The sequence below is a fragment of the Bacillales bacterium genome, assembly GCA_035700025.1.
GTDB lineage: Bacteria > Bacillota > Bacilli > Bacillales > DASSOY01 > DASSOY01.
Genome location: DASSOY010000012.1, coordinates 133,166 through 151,637, shown reverse-complemented (window position 1 = coordinate 151,637; position 18,472 = coordinate 133,166). Strand labels below are relative to the sequence as shown.

16 protein-coding genes are annotated in these 18,472 nt (G+C 50.4%); all 16 read left to right on the top strand.

Features of this window, described 5'->3' with window-relative positions; genetic code table 11:
* The first annotated feature begins 7 nt into the window (after window positions 1-7).
* The gene (locus tag VFK44_02705) at window positions 8-955 is read left to right on the top strand and encodes a D-2-hydroxyacid dehydrogenase (GenBank protein HET7627276.1); all 948 of its coding nucleotides are present in this window, start codon (window positions 8-10) and stop codon (window positions 953-955) included.
* A complete protein-coding gene (locus tag VFK44_02700; protein HET7627275.1) occupies window positions 956-2,533 on the top strand; it encodes an amidohydrolase in 1,578 nt (525 codons plus the stop codon). It abuts the gene before it with no gap.
* 1 nt (window position 2,534) lies between these two features.
* Window positions 2,535-3,875: an aspartate aminotransferase family protein gene (locus tag VFK44_02695; GenBank protein ID HET7627274.1), complete on the top strand. Its 1,341-nt coding sequence runs from the start codon at window positions 2,535-2,537 to the stop codon at window positions 3,873-3,875.
* Window positions 3,868-4,569, top strand: a complete 702-nt coding sequence (locus VFK44_02690) for a CoA transferase subunit A (protein HET7627273.1) — start codon at window positions 3,868-3,870, stop codon at window positions 4,567-4,569. Before VFK44_02695 ends, VFK44_02690 begins: the two co-directional genes overlap by 8 nt.
* The gene (locus tag VFK44_02685; GenBank protein HET7627272.1) at window positions 4,547-5,218 is read left to right on the top strand and encodes a 3-oxoacid CoA-transferase subunit B; all 672 of its coding nucleotides are present in this window, start codon (window positions 4,547-4,549) and stop codon (window positions 5,216-5,218) included. The genes VFK44_02690 and VFK44_02685 overlap by 23 nt, the downstream gene beginning before the upstream one ends.
* 4 nt (window positions 5,219-5,222) lie before the next feature.
* On the top strand, window positions 5,223-6,377 hold the full coding sequence (locus VFK44_02680) for an acyl-CoA dehydrogenase family protein (GenBank protein HET7627271.1): 1,155 nt from the start codon (window positions 5,223-5,225) through the stop codon (window positions 6,375-6,377).
* 10 nt (window positions 6,378-6,387) lie between these two features.
* Entirely contained in the window at window positions 6,388-7,581 is a 1,194-nt protein-coding gene (locus VFK44_02675) for a thiolase family protein (protein HET7627270.1), read from the top strand.
* A gap of 19 nt (window positions 7,582-7,600) precedes the next feature.
* Window positions 7,601-8,302, top strand: a complete 702-nt coding sequence (locus VFK44_02670; protein ID HET7627269.1) for a FadR/GntR family transcriptional regulator — start codon at window positions 7,601-7,603, stop codon at window positions 8,300-8,302.
* Between the two features lie 58 nt (window positions 8,303-8,360).
* The gene (locus tag VFK44_02665) at window positions 8,361-9,722 is read left to right on the top strand and encodes an aspartate aminotransferase family protein (GenBank protein ID HET7627268.1); all 1,362 of its coding nucleotides are present in this window, start codon (window positions 8,361-8,363) and stop codon (window positions 9,720-9,722) included.
* A 186-nt stretch (window positions 9,723-9,908) separates the two neighbouring features.
* On the top strand, window positions 9,909-10,934 hold the full coding sequence (locus VFK44_02660; GenBank protein ID HET7627267.1) for a glycoside hydrolase family 15 protein: 1,026 nt from the start codon (window positions 9,909-9,911) through the stop codon (window positions 10,932-10,934).
* 65 nt (window positions 10,935-10,999) lie between these two features.
* On the top strand, window positions 11,000-12,931 hold the full coding sequence (glgB, locus tag VFK44_02655; protein HET7627266.1) for a 1,4-alpha-glucan branching protein GlgB: 1,932 nt from the start codon (window positions 11,000-11,002) through the stop codon (window positions 12,929-12,931).
* A 6-nt stretch (window positions 12,932-12,937) separates the two neighbouring features.
* The gene (locus VFK44_02650) at window positions 12,938-14,098 is read left to right on the top strand and encodes a glucose-1-phosphate adenylyltransferase (protein ID HET7627265.1); all 1,161 of its coding nucleotides are present in this window, start codon (window positions 12,938-12,940) and stop codon (window positions 14,096-14,098) included.
* A gap of 32 nt (window positions 14,099-14,130) precedes the next feature.
* Window positions 14,131-15,237 (top strand): glucose-1-phosphate adenylyltransferase subunit GlgD, encoded by a 1,107-nt coding sequence (gene glgD / locus VFK44_02645; protein ID HET7627264.1) that lies wholly within the window; start codon window positions 14,131-14,133, stop codon window positions 15,235-15,237.
* A gap of 16 nt (window positions 15,238-15,253) precedes the next feature.
* The gene (gene glgA, locus VFK44_02640; GenBank protein HET7627263.1) at window positions 15,254-16,678 is read left to right on the top strand and encodes a glycogen synthase GlgA; all 1,425 of its coding nucleotides are present in this window, start codon (window positions 15,254-15,256) and stop codon (window positions 16,676-16,678) included.
* A gap of 64 nt (window positions 16,679-16,742) precedes the next feature.
* Entirely contained in the window at window positions 16,743-17,921 is a 1,179-nt protein-coding gene (locus VFK44_02635) for a M20 family metallopeptidase (protein HET7627262.1), read from the top strand.
* Between the two features lie 77 nt (window positions 17,922-17,998).
* Window positions 17,999-18,436 (top strand): peptidylprolyl isomerase, encoded by a 438-nt coding sequence (locus VFK44_02630; protein ID HET7627261.1) that lies wholly within the window; start codon window positions 17,999-18,001, stop codon window positions 18,434-18,436.
* The last annotated feature ends 36 nt before the right edge of the window (window positions 18,437-18,472 follow it).

Sequence of the window (18,472 nt, the reverse complement as noted above, 5' to 3'; positions counted from 1 at the left end):
CGATGCGATGCTCGTGACAACGATCGACGAATACAGCGAACGACAATGGGAGCAATTGAAAGCAGCGGTACCCGGCAGTCAAGTGCATCTTGAGCCGGACTTGACGAACAGCCGGTTGGCGCTGGATCGTACGGAAATTCTTGTGACGTACGGATTCGACGTGACGGAAGAAAATTTACGGCGCCTGCCTGCGTTAAAATGGGTGCAAGTGTTTCAGTCGGGAATTGAGCATGTACCGGTTGCAGCGCTTGCCGAACGCGGAATTTTGTTGACAAATGTAAAAGGCATCCACGGCGTGCCAATGGCCGAATACGTGATGAGTTACGTGTTGTACGTAACCCGGGACATGAAACGGTTTGAACGTGATAAGCAGAAGCGTCTGTGGAACCGAAGCGATCTCGTTGGCGAGGTAAAGGGGAAGACGATGGTCATTTTCGGGGCGGGAACGATTGGGATGGAAGTCGCGAAAAAAGCGAAAGCGTTCGGGATGCGTGTCATTGGTGTGAACACAAGCGGCGAGCGGCGCGAGCCGTTCGACGAGATGGTGAAGCTGGATGAAAAACTTCAAGTGCTCTCACGCGGCGATTTTATAGTCATGCTCTTGCCGGTAACGGAGGAAACATTTCATTGCATCGGCGCTGACGAATTGCGCTCAATGAACCGGGAGGCTTGCTTATTGAATATTGGGAGAGGGGCGCTTGTCGATACGGAAGCGTTGGTGGACGCATTGCGAAACCGAACGATCAGAGGGGCCGCACTTGACGTTTTCGAAGACGATCCGCTGCCGCCGGAGCATCCGCTCTGGACATTTGACGACGTATTTTTGACACCGCATTTGGCAGCAAAAACGGTGAACTATCTCGATCGTTGTTTGGAAAAATTCGCCGTCAATGTGGATCGTTATCGGAACGGTGAGCCATTGCTGAATCAAGTCGACGAAAAGAAGGGATATTGAATGATCGCCGACCGCATTTTCACGAATGGAACGTTTGTGTCATTGGACGACAAAGATCGCGTATACGGGGCTGCAGCGGTACGAGACGGAAAAATTGTCGCCCTCGGTTCAGACGAAGCGATCGAGAGGACGGCCGGAATAAATACGAAGCGCTTTGATCTAGAAGGAAACACGGTGTTGCCCGGTTTTATCGACAGCCATCAGCATATGATTTCGACCGGATTCCATTTGCGCAATGTGGACTGCCGCGTGTCATCGATCGCTGAGCTCGTTGCCAAAATAAAACGCAGGGCAGAGGCTGTCGATGCGGACGATTGGGTCATCGGATGGGGGTATGACGAATCCCGATTCGCCGAGGGGCGCCATCCGACGGCAGCTGATTTCAAGGATGTAAGTCGGCCGGTGTTTGTGACGCATTATTCGCTGCACAGCGCGGTCGCCAATGAGCTGGCGTTAAAAAAGGCCGGCATCACGCCGGAGACGACGGTGGCGCACGGTGAGGTAGAAAAAGACGGCCGCGGCCGGTTGACTGGCAGGCTCAGCGAAGATGCGCTTGAACTCATCAAAAAGCAAATGCGCTTCACGGTTTCCGAGATGAAAGAAGCGATTGCGGCGGCGAACGCTTTTTACGTTCGGCATGGGGTCACATCTGTGCACGAAGCCGGCATCGGTTTTTATACGGGAAACTTTGATGAAATGCGTGCGTTTCAAGAAACCTCGGAGAACGGCAGCCGGGATGTGCGCGTATACGGCATGATTTTGGACGATTTTTATCAAGAGGGGGATCTTCTGCTCGGATTTCGAAATGAGCGGTTCAAAACGGGAGCGGTAAAAATGTTTGCTGACGGCACGGTCAGCGGGAAAACGGCTGCCTTGTCAATGCCTTATGCAGACGGAGGAACCGGAGAGTTCATGCATGGTGTTGGTGAGATTGAGCGAAAGATCATGCGGGCTCATCGTGCCGGGGTTCAAGTGGCGGTACATGCGATCGGCGATGCCGCGGTTTCCCAAGTGTTGACGGCTTATGAAAAAGCGATCAGAGCCTTTCCGAGAGGCGATTGCCGACATCGCATCGAACATGCAAGCATTATTACTCCCGCGTTGCGTGACCGCATGCAAAAACTCGGAGTGATTCCCGTACCACAGCCGGGACTCGTTCATTTTGCGGGTGAAGTGCACATGGATCATGTCCCGGAACCGTTATCCAAAGGAGTGTTCGCGCTTCACTCATTTGTTGAAGCTGGATTACTTCCCGCAGGAAGTTCGGATTCGCCAATCACACCTTGCGATCCGCTTCTCGGCGTATACACAGCGGTTACAAGACGTACGGCGCTCGGAAACACGATTTTGCCGGAACAAAAACTATCGTTGCGCGAAGCTCTTTGCATGTACACGCGAAATGCGGCGCGGGCATCCTTTGATGAAGATTTGAAAGGCACGCTCGAGATCGGAAAGCTTGCGGATTTTACCGTTGTCTCTCCGGGGTTCATGTCTTTCGACGAGGAACAGCTCAAGACGGCGGAGGTGGAAATGACGATCATCGGCGGCATTGTCGTTTATCGAAAAGGAGAGGAATAGCATGGGCGAATTGCACGAACTCGACAAAAACCATTTTCTTCACCCGACGTCATCGATTAAACAACAGCAAGAAGAAGGGGCAAAGTTCATTTTTGAGGAAGGCGACGGCATTTATTTGCGTGATGTGGAAGGAAGGACTTACATCGATGCGATGTCTTCGCTCTGGAATGTAAACGTCGGTCATGGTCGCTTGGAATTGGCGGAAGCGGCGTTCGAACAAATGAAAAAGCTTGCATTCAGCTCTGCCTTTTCGACGTTCAGCCACGAACCGGCAATCCGTCTTTGTGCAAAGCTGGTGAGTCTTGCTCCCGGGGATTTGAATGCGGTTTTCCTTACATCCGGCGGATCGGAATCGACGGATACGGCGGTGAAGCTTGCCCGCCATTACTGGCGTTTGCGCGGGGAGGCAAAGCGTGTCAAAATCATTTCCCGCAAAAAGGCGTATCATGGAGTGGCCGCGGCGGCGACAAGCGCGACAGGCATTCCGGAGTTTTGGGACATGGCCGGAAAGCTGTCTGATCATTTCATTCATGCAGAAGCTCCGTTTGAGATTGGCACGGCGGAAGCGATCGCGTCCGTTCGCGAACAGATCGAATCCGTCGGCGCACATACGGTTGCAGCATTCATCGCCGAACCGGTGCAAGGGGCGGGCGGCGTAATCATTCCTCCGGAGGATTATTTTCGCGAAATCCGTCGGCTTTGCGACGAATACGGTATTTTGTTCATTGCCGATGAAGTGATTACCGGATTCGGACGAACCGGAAAAATGTTCGCGATGGAACATTGGAACGTCGTCCCGGACTTGATGATGTTTGCGAAAGGCGTCTCGAGCGGCTATATTCCGCTCGGCGGCGTTGCCGTCTCCGAAAAAATCGTTCGCGTGTTGAAAGAGCGTTCGACGACGACTTTGTTTCATGGATTCACCTACAGCGGTCATCCCGCTGCGGCCGCAGTAGGATTGAAAAACATTGAAATCATTGAAAAAGAAAAGCTTGTCGAGCATTCCCGGCGCATGGGCGAGCGTTTGCTGCACGGTTTGAAGGCGATGCGTGATGAAATCGACATCGTCGGGGACGTACGCGCGATCGGTTTGCTTGCGGCCTTTGAAGTCGTAAAGGATCGCGGCTCGTACGAACGCTTTGCGGCGGAAAAGAAAGCAGCGCCGCGGATCATCGAAGCGTTGTATGAACGGGGTGTCATTTGCCGGCCGGTTACGTATGACGGAACGGCGATCGTGACGCTGGCGCCGCCGTTGATCATTACGGAAAGGCAAGTGGAGGAGCTTGTCGCGAAACTGACCGATGCAGTGAAAGCTGTTCGAAAGGAGCTCGTCGATGCGTAAGCTGATGCGCGCCGAAGAAGCGGTAAGGCTGATGCGTGATGGGGATACGGTGCTCGTCGGAGGATTCGGATTATGCGGAACGCCGCTGACGTTAATTGACGTCGTAAGCGAACAAGATTCGGTGCGGCGGCTCACCGTAATCAGCAACAATCTTGGTGAAGCGGGACGAGGGCTTGGGAAATGGCTGCGTTCGGGACATTTGAAAAAAGCGGTCGGTTCGTATTTTACGTCGAACCGGGAGGCCGTTTCGGCGTGGCAAAAAGGCGAATTGGAAATCGAACTCATCCCGCAAGGGACGCTTGCGGAAGCGATACGTGCGGGTGGTGCAGGCATTGCCGGTTTTTATACGAAAACAGCCGTCGGTACGAAATTGGCGGAAGGAAAAGAAGAGCGATATTTTCGCGGGGAACGCTATTTGTTAATTGAGGCGATACGGGCGAGGGTGGCGTTGATTAAAGCGTGGAAAGCGGACACGATGGGAAACCTCGTCTATGCGGCGACGGCCCGGAATTTTAATCCGTTGATGGCGACGGCAGCCGATATCGTCATGGCCGAAGTCGATGAAATCGTCGAGGCCGGCGAACTGAATCCGGCGGAAATTACGACACCGCACAATTATGTCGACGTTGTCGTGAGAAATACGCGATACGAGAAGCGCGGAGGGGTTTATGTTGCAAAAGAAACATCCGCTTAGGGAACGAATTGCCTGCCGGATTGCCGAAGAACTCGAATCCGGGGACGTCATCAATCTTGGCGTTGGAATCCCGACGCTCATTCCGGATTACGTAGAGACTGGAAAACGATTGTATTTGCAATCGGAAAACGGATTGCTCGGAATCGGACCGACGCCGGCGGACGACGAAATTGACATGGATTTAATCAGTGCAAGCAAAAAGCCGATCACCTACGATGTCGGTGCCTCGCTTTTTCACAGCGCCGATTCGTTTGCGATGATTCGCGGCGGCCATGTGGATGTCGCCGTGTTGGGAGCTCTGCAAGTGAGCGAAACTGGAGAGATCGCCAATTGGGCGATCCCGGGAAAGACGATTCTTGGCGTCGGCGGGGCGATGGATTTGGTGGCCGGCGCAAAACGGTTGATCATTGCGGTCATGCACACATCGAAATCCGGCGAGCCGAAATTAGTAGAGGCGTTGACTTATCCGTCGAGCGGGGTGCGCAAAGCGCAAATGGTCGTTACGGAAAAGGGGGTATTTACGTTTGATGACGGCATCATGACTTTGACGGAAGTGGCGTCGGATACGAGCGTGGAGGAGATCAGGCGAACGACGTCGGCACGTTTTGAAACCGCCTCCCGCTTGAAAACGATGGACAGGAAGGAGTAAGCGGATGGATTTTTCATTCACTGAAGATATCGAACTTTTGCGGAAAGGCGTACGCAAATTCGTTCAAGAAGAAGTCGAGTCAGCGGCGATGGATATTGAGCGCAACAATGAAATTCCGAAGTCGATCGTCGAAATGTCGAAAGACATGGGGTTGTTCGGGTTGAGTATTCCCGAGTCCTACGGCGGCCTCGGGTTGGATATGGTCGGCAAATGTGCAATTTACGAGGAACTCGGGAAAACGCACAACGGCTATACGACGTTGATTGGGGCTCATACCGGGATCGGCACTGTTGGGATCGTTGAGCTCGGAACGGATGAACAAAAGAAGCGCTATTTGCCGAAGATGGCAAGCGGCGAATGGATCGGAGCGTTTGCGTTGACTGAGCCGAGCGCCGGATCGAATGCGGCGAACTTGAAAACACGGGCTGTGAAACAAGGCGACCGCTACGTGTTGAACGGCTCGAAACATTATATTACGAATGCCGTCGATGGACATGTGTTTACGGTTATGGCGGTGACAGACCCAGAGAAAGGTGCGAAAGGAATCACGTCTTTTATCGTAGAAAAAAGTTTCCCCGGGTTTATTGTCGGCAAGGTCGAGGATAAAATGGGGCTTCGCGGCTCGCATTCAGCGGAACTGTTTTTTGAAGACTGCGAGGTGCCGGCGGAAAATGTTCTCGGTGAAGTGAACCGCGGGTATGTCAACGCTTTAAAGATTTTGGCAAATGGACGTGCCGGTCTTGCCGCAAGAAATCTCGGATCTTGTGAAAAATTGCTTGAGTTGTCGCTGGAGCACGCGATGACGAGGGAACAGTTCGGAAAGCCGATCTTTGAGCAGCAAGCGGTGCAGCACATGCTCGCCGATATGGCGGCGGACATCGAATTGCTGCGAGGCATCACTTATCGCTCGGCGTGGATGGCTGACCGCGGAGATCGAGTCGTCATGGAAGCGGCAATCGCCAAGTTGACGGGGTCGGAAATTTACAACCGGGTGGCGGATCTTGCCGTGCAGATCCACGGAGGTATCGGGTATATGAAAGATTATCCGATCGAACGGTTTTACCGGGATGCGCGCATAACGAAAATTTACGAAGGCACAAGCGAAATTCAGAAAAACATTATTGCTTCGGAAATGAGACGCGCTTATGACGGAAGGTGAAGGGATGCCAATGCGAAACGTAGTTATCGTTGATGCTGTGAGAACGGCTGTTGGACGCATGGGCGGTATTTTCGCCGACGTCGAAGTGGACCGTTTGTCCGCCCGCGTTATGAATGAGGTGATCGTCCGCAGCGGTATTGCGGCCGGTGATATCGATGAAGTTGTATGGGGACAGGCGAAGCAAAGTTCCGATACCGCCAATTTAGCTCGAGTTGCGGCATTAAAGGCGGGTATTCCCGATCATGTGCCGGCGTACACGGTGCATCGTCAATGCGGTTCCGGTTTGCAAGCGATCCATAATGCGGCGCAGCAAATCATGTGCGGTTACGCCGACGTCGTTTTGGCTGGCGGCGGGGAAAGCATGAGCACAGCGCCGTATTATATTAGAAATGTGCGTTACGGGTTGAAAGCGGGAAACGGCGAGATTGTCGATCCGAATACAGAAAGCCAGCCGCGGGCGCAGCCGATGGAGATTTACGGACCGTTGACGATGGGGGTAACGGCGGAAAACTTGGTGGAAAAGTATGGGATCAGCCGGCAAGAGCAAGATGAATTCGCACTGGAGAGTCAGAGGAAAGCGAAGTCGGCGATCGCAGCCGGCCGGTTTAAAGCGGAAATCGTTCCGATGGAAGTGAAAAGGAATCGTCAAACGGTCACGGTGGACACCGATGAACATCCGCGGGACACCACGCTTGAGAAATTGGCGAAACTGCCGGCGGTGTTCAAAGAAGGCGGAACGGTGACGCCGGGGAATGCGAGCGGGCGGAACGACGGAGCGGCGGCGCTCGTGTTGATGGCTGAGGAGGAGGCGGTACGCAGGGGGTTGAAACCGATACTGCGAGTGACAGCGCAAGCCGCTGCAGGCGTCGATCCGCGGTACATGGGGATCGGACCGGTGCCGGCGACACAGCGGGCGCTGCGGTTGGCCGGACGGAGGCTGGAAGAAATCGATGTCATTGAATTAAATGAAGCGTTTGCCGCACAGGCGATTGCGGTGACGCGTGAATGGCAGCTGGATTTGCGGAAATTGAATCCGAACGGAGGAGCCATTGCACTCGGCCATCCGATCGGAGCGACGGGTGCGATATTGATGACGAAACTGATGCATGAAATGAACCGGCGCGAATGTCGTTACGGTCTCGTTACGCTTTGCGTAGGCGGTGGACAGGGCATCGCAACCGTCGTGGAGCGTTGGAAACGATGAGGAGCGGGAGAATGAAGCGATGAGTCAACTGTTGTACGAACAAATTGTGGAACATCTTGAAGAAGAAATTTATAACGGCGCTTTGAAAGAAGGGGAAAAACTCCCGTCGGAACGAGAGTTGGCTGCGCATCATCAAGTCAGCCGAAACGTCGTGCGTGAAGCGATCGGTGCGCTTCGCCAAAAAGGTCTCGTCGTCGTAAAGCCGGGGAAAGGGGCTTATGTCAATCGAGATGAAGACGGCATGATCACCGATACGTTGAAACAAATCTTGCGCGGGGACTTGACGACGGCGGCCGACATTTTGGAAGTTCGCGAAGTGCTTGAAAAAGCGATCATCCGGCGTGCCGTCGACCATGCAACCGACAAACACTTGAATCGCTTGACGGCGATTTATGAACAAATGGAGCGCTGCAAACAGGATGTCAATCGATTCGTTAAGGAAGATGCTCGTTTTCACATGACATTGGCGGAGTCGACGCAAAACAAACTATTCGTTTTGTTGAACCGTTCTTTGCACGAATTAACCGAAGGAACGACATTTTCGATCACCCGATTTACGCCATACAGTGTCGGCGATGCGCAAATTCACCATTGGCAGTTGATCGATGCGATTCGGTCAAAAGACGTCGAACGGGCGGTTCAAACAATTGATGCGCACATAGCTATGTTGCGAAACGAAGTTGAGATGCTCGTCAAACGGCACGAAACCCATCCGTCGTGATCGATTCAAATCGCATGAATGAATTCGGCTGAATACGATAGTTTTAGGGGGTGTAGTCATGACGCATTTAATCAAGCCGATCCTCGGCACGCAATATCCGGAAATCAGCCACGGGGAAGGTGTGTACGTTTACGATAAAAACGGGAAACAGTATTTGGATGCTTCTTCCGGAGCCATGACCGCCGTAATCGGACACGGCGTGAAAGAAGTCGCCGATGCCATGTACGAACAAGCGAAAAAAATTTCTTACGTGTTTCGCGGTCAATTTACGAGCGAGCCTGCGGAGACGTTGGCCAGAAGGTTGGCCGAAGAAGCGCCAGGGGATTTGAATTGGGCTTTTTTCGTCAACAGCGGTTCGGAAGCAACCGAAATCGCTTTGAAAATTGCTGTCCAATATTGGCAAGAACAAGGGAGACCGGAAAAAAACCGTATTTTGTCACGCTGGATGAGTTATCACGGCGTCACGCTCGGCGCGTTGTCGATGTCCGGAAATCTCATTCGCCGTCAGCGTTTTGATGCGGTGCTGCACGATTTTCCCGGAGTCGTGCCGTCCTATTGCTACCGTTGTCCGTTCAACTTGCAACATCCGTCTTGCGCGCTTGCCTGTGCAAGCGATCTTGAGGCTGCGATTCAACGAATCGGGCCGGATAAGATCGCCGCGTTTATTTTTGAGCCGATCGTTGGTGCCTCCGGCGGAGCGGTGGTCCCCCCGGACGGTTATTTTGAGCGAGTGAAAGCGATTTGCGACAAGTATGAAATTTTAACTATTGCTGACGAGGTGGTGACGGGGATCGGCAGGACCGGGAAAATGTTCGCGATGCAACATTGGGGCGTCCAACCGGACTTGATGGCGCTTGGAAAAGGGCTTGGCGGAGGTTCGACTCCGCTCGGAGCTGCGCTTGTTTCTGATCGTGTTATTCGCACGATCGAAAACGGTTCGAAAATGATGCTGGCCGGACATACATTGAGCGCAAATCCGTTGTCGACGGCGACGGGTCTTGCTGCGTTGAATTACGTAAAAACAAGGCGATTGCCGGAAAATGCAGCCAAACAAGGTCAGTTGTTAGGAAAAGGCTTGGAAGCGCTTGAACGGAAATACGAGATGATCGGCAACGTGCGCGGCAAAGGGTTGATGTGGGGCATTGAGTTTGTCGCGGAAAAGGACACAAGAACACCTTTCGAATTAAATTCGCAAGTAACGAACCGGATCATTTTGAAAGGTTACGAAAAAGGGATCATCTTGTATAATGCAGCCGGGGCGTTGAACGGAAAAGGCGGCGATGCCGTTTTGATCACGCCTCCGCTTGTGATACAGACAGAAGAGATCGATTTGCTGCTCACCTTGCTGGAAGAGGTAGTTTCGGAAGTGAACGGAGAGTTGGCGAAAGAAGGAGTGCTCGCGAATCGTCCAACCGGTTGAACAAAGAAATGAAAACGGTTACAATAAAAGAGACATCGTCACGGTGGCGGTGTCTGTTTTTGCCTTTGCGGACAAGCACGAATTTGTCCCATCATCATACAATAAGTAAGCGATTACAGTATGGTCCAAAGCAAGTTTGTTTATCATGGAGGAAGGGAAAACAAATCATAAGGAGGGTGTTTGGAAATGGAAACCGATAAAGCAATGGAAGTATTGGATCGCATGAAATTGCCGAACGGGACGTATACAGCAAGCGTCTCTGACGATTACGATTACGTTTGGATTCGAGATGTTTGCTATACGGTATTGCCATTTCTCGGTACGGAGTCTGAACGATTTGTCGAATCTTACCATGCCTTGCTGGATCTGTTCCTCGCTTACGAATGGAAGATCGATATCCACACGAAAAAGAAACCGCAATTTTTGTTTGAATATATCCATGCACGTTATTCCAGAGATTTAAAAGAAATTCCGGTCGAATGGGGTCACGCGCAGAACGATGCAATCGGAGCTTTTTTATGGGGAATCGGTGAAGGGGTGCGCTTCGGTCATCACATGATCCGAAATGAACAGGATTTGGCGATAGTTCAAAAGCTCGTTGATTATCTCGAATGCGTTGAATATTGGAATACGGAAGATAACGGCATGTGGGAAGAAAACATGGAAGTTCACGCATCGAGTGTCGGTGCATGTGTAGCTGGGCTTCATTCCGTGAAGATGCTCGTTCACGTGGAAGATGCGTTGATTCGGAAAGGGGAAGAAACGCTTCGCTTTTTGCTGCCGCGGGAAAGCGAGACGAAAGACGTCGACCTTGCCTTACTTTCATTGATCTATCCGTATCACGTCGTCAACCGTCCGACCGCATTGAAAATCTTAAACAACGTCACTGAAAAGCTTGAGCGGACGTACGGATGCATCCGGTACAAAAATGACCAGTATTACAATGAAGGCAGCGAGGCTGAATGGTGTTTCGGGTTTCCGTGGATCGGCTTATGTTATTTGGAATTAGGTATTTACGACAAAGCTATGGAATACTATAATAAAACAAAAGCCATTATTCCTGAAAACTGGGAAATTCCTGAGTTGTATGTGGGCGGAACGAATGTTCCAAACGTCAACACGCCGCTTGCCTGGGCGGTATCCATGGCCTATTTGTTCATTACTCGATACGAGACCATATGTGTCAACCGTTCGTCACATGTTTCCGTTTAAGGCTGACTTAAACGGAGATTTTTTTCTACGCATAAACTGACAAAATCTGCATGTTGAGGTGATTTATGAATTCCCTTCCTTCGATTGACGATCGCATAAAGCCGAGCGAATATGAGCAATTTTTGTTTCATGAAGGAAAGTTGTTTCGGAGTTATAGCACGTTCGGTTCGCATTTCGACGTGTTGAACGGCGTCAAAGGTGTCCGTTTTACCGTTTGGGCACCACAGGCAGAGGCGGTTTCCGTTGTCGGTGACTTTAACGAGTGGAACGGCGATGGACACCGGATGTCGAAAGTCCCCGATTCAGGAATCTGGGTTTGTTTCGTCCCCGGGCTTGAGAGCGGTGCTTTGTATAAATACGAGATCACCGATCGTGAAGGAAGAAGCTTCTTAAAAGCGGACCCTTTTGCGTTTTTATCCGAAAAACGTCCGAACACCGCTTCCGTTGTGTACTCATTGGATGATTATGACTGGCGCGATTCGTCGTGGATGACGAGAAAAGGTGCCGACGATCATTTTCATCAACCCATGCTTGTTTACGAAATCCATGCAGGTTCATGGAAGAAACACGATGACGGCTCTTTTTATTCGTACCGTCAATTGGCAGACGAACTGATCGACTATGTTGCGGATCTCGGCTATACCCATATCGAATTGATGCCGATTATGGAACATCCGTACGATCGTTCGTGGGGTTATCAAGTAACCGGGTACTATTCCGCAACAAGCCGGTTCGGCAAACCGGAAGACCTTATGTACTTCGTCGACTGTTGCCATCAGAAAGGGATTGGTGTCATTCTCGACTGGGTGCCTGTCCATTTTTGCAAGGATGCCCATGGACTCGCAAGGTTTGACGGAACCTGTTTGTACGAGCCTGAAGATTCCCGGTATGCCGAAAGAGGAAATTGGGGGACCCTTAATTTTGACTTTGCAAAACCGGAGATTCATAGTTTCTTAGTTTCGAACGCGTTTTTTTGGATGGACAAGTACCATGTCGACGGATTTCGTCTCGATGCCGTATCGTCGATGATCTACTTGAACCATGACCGTCCCGCCGGTGAAACATTGCATAATGAATACGGCGGAGAGGAAAATTTGCAGGCGGTCGAATTTTTGAAAACATTGAATTCTGCTTTGTTTCGTCACTACCCGAACGCATTGATGATGGCGGAAGAAGCAACAGATTGGCCGCTCGTGAGTGCTCCGGTATCGGACGGCGGATTAGGATTTAACTACAAATGGAATATGGGATGGGTTCACGACATTTTGCGATACATGCGGTTGGATGTGTCCGAACGTCACGCCCACCATCAATTGATTACGTTTTCGATGTTTTACGCTTTTTCGGAAAACTTCGTCCTGCCGTTTTCCCATGACGAAGTCGTTTATGGGAAACGGTCTTTGCTGCATAAAATGCCGGGAGATGATTGGCAAAAGTTTGCTAATTTGCGATTGTTGTACAGCTACTGGCTGACGCATCCCGGGAAGAAACTGATGTTCATGGGCGGGGAATTGGCTCAGTTTGACGAATGGAAAGATGAAACGCAGCTCGATTGGCAACTGTTACAATTTGATACGCACCGAAATTTCCACCGCTTCTCCGGCGAATGGAATCGGTGGTACCGTGATACCCGCGCGTTGTGGCGGCTTGATCACGAACCGGAAGGGTTCGAATGGATCGATCCGCATAATCACTCGCAAAGCATCATAATTTTTATGAGAAAAGGGAAACATCGAGGCGACTATTGCATCGTTGTTTGTAACTTTTCAACCGAAGTGTATCACGGTTACCGAATTGGGGTACCGACTTACGGCAAGTATTACGAGGCAGCCAACAGCGACGCAACGGCTTTTGGCGGTTCCGGGCAAACGAATGACGGCGTCTTGCAAGCCGAAAAGTTGCCTTATCACAATCAGCGCTACAGCATGGAAATCACAGTACCTCCGCTGGCAGCTGCGGTTTTCATGAAGCAAACGAAAAATCGCCGAAGGAGGTAGCATTTCATGAAGAGATTGAAATGTGTCGCGATGCTGCTTGCGGGAGGACAAGGGTCGCGGCTCGGACCATTGACGAAAAAACTGGCGAAGCCGGCGGTTCCGTTCGGCGGGAAGTATCGCATCATCGATTTTGCTTTGAGCAACTGTACGAATTCGCATATTGAAACAGTCGGTGTGTTAACGCAATATCAACCGCATTTGTTGAACGCTTATGTTGGCAACGGAAGGGCGTGGGACTTGGACCGAAATATCGGCGGGGTATCCGTTCTTCCTCCGTACAAAGGGTTTAAAGGCGGGGAATGGTATAAAGGTACGGCAAATGCGATCTATCAAAACATTCGATTCCTGGACGAATACAATCCGGAATGGGTGCTCGTTCTTTCCGGTGACCACATTTACAAGATGGATTACAACCGAATGATTGACCAACATGCGAAAACAGGGGCGTTTGCAACAATCGGAGTCATTCCCGTTGCATGGGAGGAAGCCGGACGCTTCGGCATTATGAACACCGATGCAGACGGAAAGATCACAGCGTTCGAAGAAAAACCGAAACATCCGAAAAATAATCTCGCGTCGATGGGAACGTATGTTTTTAATTGGGAACGCCTGCGAAACTATTTGATTGAAGATGAACGGAATCCCGACTCTTCGAACGATTTCGGAAAAGACATCATTCCGCAAATGTTGCAAGAAAAAGAAGACATGTACGCATACGAGTTTTCGGGATATTGGAAAGACGTTGGTACGGTTTCCAGCTTGTGGGAAGCCAACATGGATTTGCTTGAAGAGGAACCGGCGCTTGATTTGAACGACCCGAATTGGAAAATTTATACGGTTCACGCGAATCAACCGCCTCATTTTGTTTCCGCGGGAGCAAAGATCGAACGATCTCTCGTCAACGAAGGATGCATCATCTGCGGCAACGTTACGCATTCCGTTGTATCGTATAACGTGAAAGTCGGAAAAGGGTCCGAAATAAAAGATTCGGTCATCATGCCCGATGTCAGAATCGGAGAAAACGTCCGTATTCATCGATCGATTGTTCAAAGCCATACGGTAATCGAAGACGGAGAAGTCATCGGTTCACCGGATCCGTCGGTCCCCGTGGCTTTAGTAGGCGGAACACATGAGCAATGGTCGCGCGAACACGATTTTATTTATTGATCACATGAATTTTTTATTCCGGGGGGCTTCGGATGAATAATGTTCTCGGCGTTATTAACTTGATCAATGAACCTCAGTTTTTAAAGGACTTGACACGGCACCGTTGTTATGCATCAGTACCGTTCGGCGGCCGCTATCGGCTCATTGATTTTACGCTGTCGAATTTTGTGCGCAACGGCATTACGAAAGTCGGCATTTTTTCAAAGGAAAAATACCGTTCATTAATGGATCACGTCGGCTCGGGAAGGGAATGGGATCTTGATCGCCACAACGGCGGATTGTATATCTTGCCGCCAGATGAGTCTGGAGAACCGATCGAAGGTGACTTGGATTCGTTTCATTCGCATTTGGAATTTTTTAAAAGGTCGCAAGAACAAACGGTCGTCCTTTCTCCCGGACATCACGTTTGTAAGATCGACCTTGATGACGTGTACAAGTTTCACCAACAACATGAGGCGGATATTACCGTTGTGTACAAGCGTTACGACGGCGAAAATGTCCGGAAACCCGTGTACCATAAATGTTTGGTTGACGATGACGACAGCATCGCAGATATTAATTTGTTCGCATTTCCGGCGCAAGGCGACGCAATTTGTTTGGAAACGTACTTTATTAACAAGGATGTATTAATTGATCTTGTTGAGCGCTGCGTCGAAAACGAAGAAAACGACTTTTTAAAAGACGTCGTCAAAGCGAATTTGCCGAGGTTGAAGGTGAAAGCGTATCGTTTCGACGGTTATTTGCCGTTCATTCACTCCATCGACACTTTTTACGCCGGTAATTTATCGTTTCTTGAGCCGGAGATTCATCACAAATTTTATTTCGGCACGGGGGATATATACACGAAGGTGAAGCACGAAGCGCCGGCGAAGTACGGAAAACACGCCGATGTGAGCCGCTCGCTCATCGCCAACGGGTGCGAAATTTCCGGTCATGTGGAAAACAGCATTCTTTTTCGAGGGGTTAAGGTGAAAGAAGGAGCTGTTGTGAAAAACTCGATCATTATGCAAAAAGGGATGATTGAAGAAGGGGTTCATTTGGAAAATGTTATCGCCGACAAGCAAGTGACGATCACATCTGGAAAAATGATTGCGGGTTCGGCGAGGCCGAGAATCATCCGCAAGTCGACGAAATTATAACGGAGGTTCTCCTGTCATGAATGTATTGTTTGCTGCGACCGAATGCGTGCCGTTCGTGAAAACGGGCGGTCTGGCCGATGTCATTGGAGCGCTGCCGGCCGCTTTGAATCGAATTGGCGTGAATACCGCGGTTATCTTGCCGAAATATCAAGACATTTCCGCAAAACATAAAGCAAAGATGGAACTGATTGCGAAAGTAAACGTTCCTGTCGGATGGCGCAATCAATATTGCGGTATCGAAACGCTGAAGCATGAAGGCATTCGCTTTTATTTCCTTGACAATGAATACTACTTCAAAAGAAACGGCAGCTATGGATATGATGACGATGGGGAACGGTTTGCATTTTTCTCGAGGGCGGTATTGGAAAGCCTGCCTCATTTGCACGAAAAACCGGATGTGCTCCATTGCAACGATTGGCAGACGGGACCCGTCAGTGTATTGTTACAGGCGCATTTCCAAAATCGTCCTTTTTATGCTTCTTTGAAAACGGTATTTACGATTCATAATCTCCGCTATCAAGGCATTTATCCGAAAGCTGTGCTTTCGGATTTACTCGATTTGAGCGAATTGTATTTCCACCCGGACGGATTGGAATTTTACGGAAACGTCAGTTATTTAAAAGCTGGACTTGCATACTCAGACGTGTTGACTACCGTCAGTCCGACGTATGCGGAGGAAATCAAAACGGGTTATTTCGGCGAACAACTGGACGGTTTCCTTCGCAAGCGCTCGAACGATCTTCACGGCATCTTAAACGGAATCGATACGGAACTTTACAACCCCGAAACCGATTCTCATTTGCCTGCCCGGTTTAACGATTTTTCGGGAAAACGCCTCAATAAAGAGAACTTGCAAGCATGGTGTGAATGGCCGGCTGATTCAAGCGTTCCGCTAATTGGAATGGTGACGAGATTGACGGACCAAAAAGGGATCGACCTTGTTTTGCGCGTTTTTCAGGAAATGCTTTCCTTGCGCGTGCAATTCGTCTTGCTCGGAACAGGAGAATCTGCTTACGAAGATGCTTTTCGTTCGCTTGAACGCGAAAATCGTGACCAGGTGCGTGCTTTTCTTTATTTTGATGAATCGCTGGCACGTAAAATCTACGGCGCATCCGACTTGTTTCTCATGCCTTCTCTGTTTGAACCGTGCGGCATCGGCCAGCTTCTTGCCCTCCGGTACGGGAGCCTTCCGATCGTAAGAGAGACCGGGGGGTTGCGCGATACCGTCATTCCTTACAATGATGTTACTGATGAAGGTTATGGATTCAGCTTCAGCCATTACAATGCTCACGACATGTTATACACGGTGGAAAGAGCGGTCGGTTATTATCGCTATCAACCAAAGACGTGGCACAAGCTCGTCGATCGCGCGATGAACCAGGATTTCAGCTGGATTCGGTCTTCAGAACATTACAAACAACTTTACGAAAGCATCGTGTGATACGATAATAGACGAAACGTCATTGTTTCGTACGATCGTCATAACGATGAAAGGTAGGGTGCGAATGCTCGAGGAAATTTGGGAATCATTGGAGACATCATACGATGAAATGGTTGAACTGAGAAGAGACTTCCACCGTCATCCGGAATTGTCTTTTCAAGAAGTCCGAACACCTGAAATCATTGCCGAATACCACCGCAACCTCGGATTGAATGTAAGAACGGGCGTAGGCGGAAGAGGGGTCGTTGCGACGCTTAAAGGCGGCCGCCCCGGAAAAACGGTCGCGTTGCGCGCGGATTTCGATGCATTGCCCATCAAGGAAGAAACAGGCGCCGCCTATCAGTCGGAAACGGAAGGCGTAATGCATGCGTGCGGCCATGATGGCCATACGGCAGAGCTGCTAGTCCTTGCGAAGATTCTCTGCGCGAAGCAAAAGGAACTTACGGGAACAATCGTTTTTATACATCAATTTGCTGAGGAGTTAACGCCGGGCGGAGCGAAACCGATGATCGAAGACGGATGTCTTGACGGCGTAGATGCGATTTTCGGCACGCATTTATGGTCCCCGCTCGAAACCGGGACGATCGGTTATCGAACGGGAAATTTCATGGCGAACGCCGATAAATTCGAAATCGAAGTCATCGGCAAAGGCGGGCACGGCGGTATGCCGCATGAAACAGTCGATGCCATCGTCGCGGCAAGCCGCCTCGTTTCCGATTTGCAGCAAATCGTCAGCCGTCAAGTCGATCCGTTAAAATCGGCGGTCGTAACCGTCGGTTCGTTTCATGCCGGAAACGCGTTCAATGTCATTGCCGAGAGAGCAACAGTCACCGGTACGGTAAGAACGTTCGACGAGGAAACGCGCACGAAGATTGAATCGCGAATCAAGGAAATTGCGGAACATATATGCAAAGCCGCAGGAGCCGAATGCCGGGTTTTATATGAACGAGGCTATCCAGCAGTCGTTAATCATCCGGAGGAGACGGAAGTTCTTGTCGAAGCGGCAAAACAAGTGGTCGGCGCCAAAGAAGTTGTCGAAGTGGATCCGGTCATGGGCGGAGAAGATTTTGCCTATTATTTGCATCATGTGCCGGGGACATTTTTCTTTACCGGGGCGCGGAATCACGAATTGGCGGCGGTCTACCCTCACCATCATCCGAAATTCAATATTGATGAACAGTCGATGTTGATCGCGGCTAAGACGTTGGCGGCAGCCACACTGCGTTATCTCGGAGACGCCTAAAGGTGCGCTTGTTGTTGCTTGCCGTCTTTTAAGGTACAATAAAGCGCGTAATCGCAATGAGATGGGAGTTTAAGAATATGAAAAAAGGGTTAATCACAATGGCCGGCGGTGAAAAGCTGGAACTGGAATTCTTTCCAGAGGCGGCACCGAAAACGGTCGCGAATTTTGAAAAGCTGGCAAAGGAAGGATTTTACGACGGGTTGACTTTTCACCGTGTCATCCCGGGGTTTGTATCCCAAGGCGGGTGTCCGCACGGAACAGGAACAGGCGACGCAGGATACACGATCCCGTGTGAAACCGAAGGAAATCCGCACAAACACGAAAGAGGCAGTCTTTCCATGGCGCACGCCGGCAAAGATACGGGAAGTTGTCAGTTTTTCATCGTACACGAACCGCAGCCACATTTAAATGGTGTTCATACTGTATTCGGGAAAGTGACCGATGGAATCGAGGCGGCGTTGAACATGAAGAATGGTGACGTGATGAAGGAAGTTAAGGTTTGGGACGAAGCATGAAAAAAAGCGGCCGTCGGGTCGCTTTTTCGACTTTTG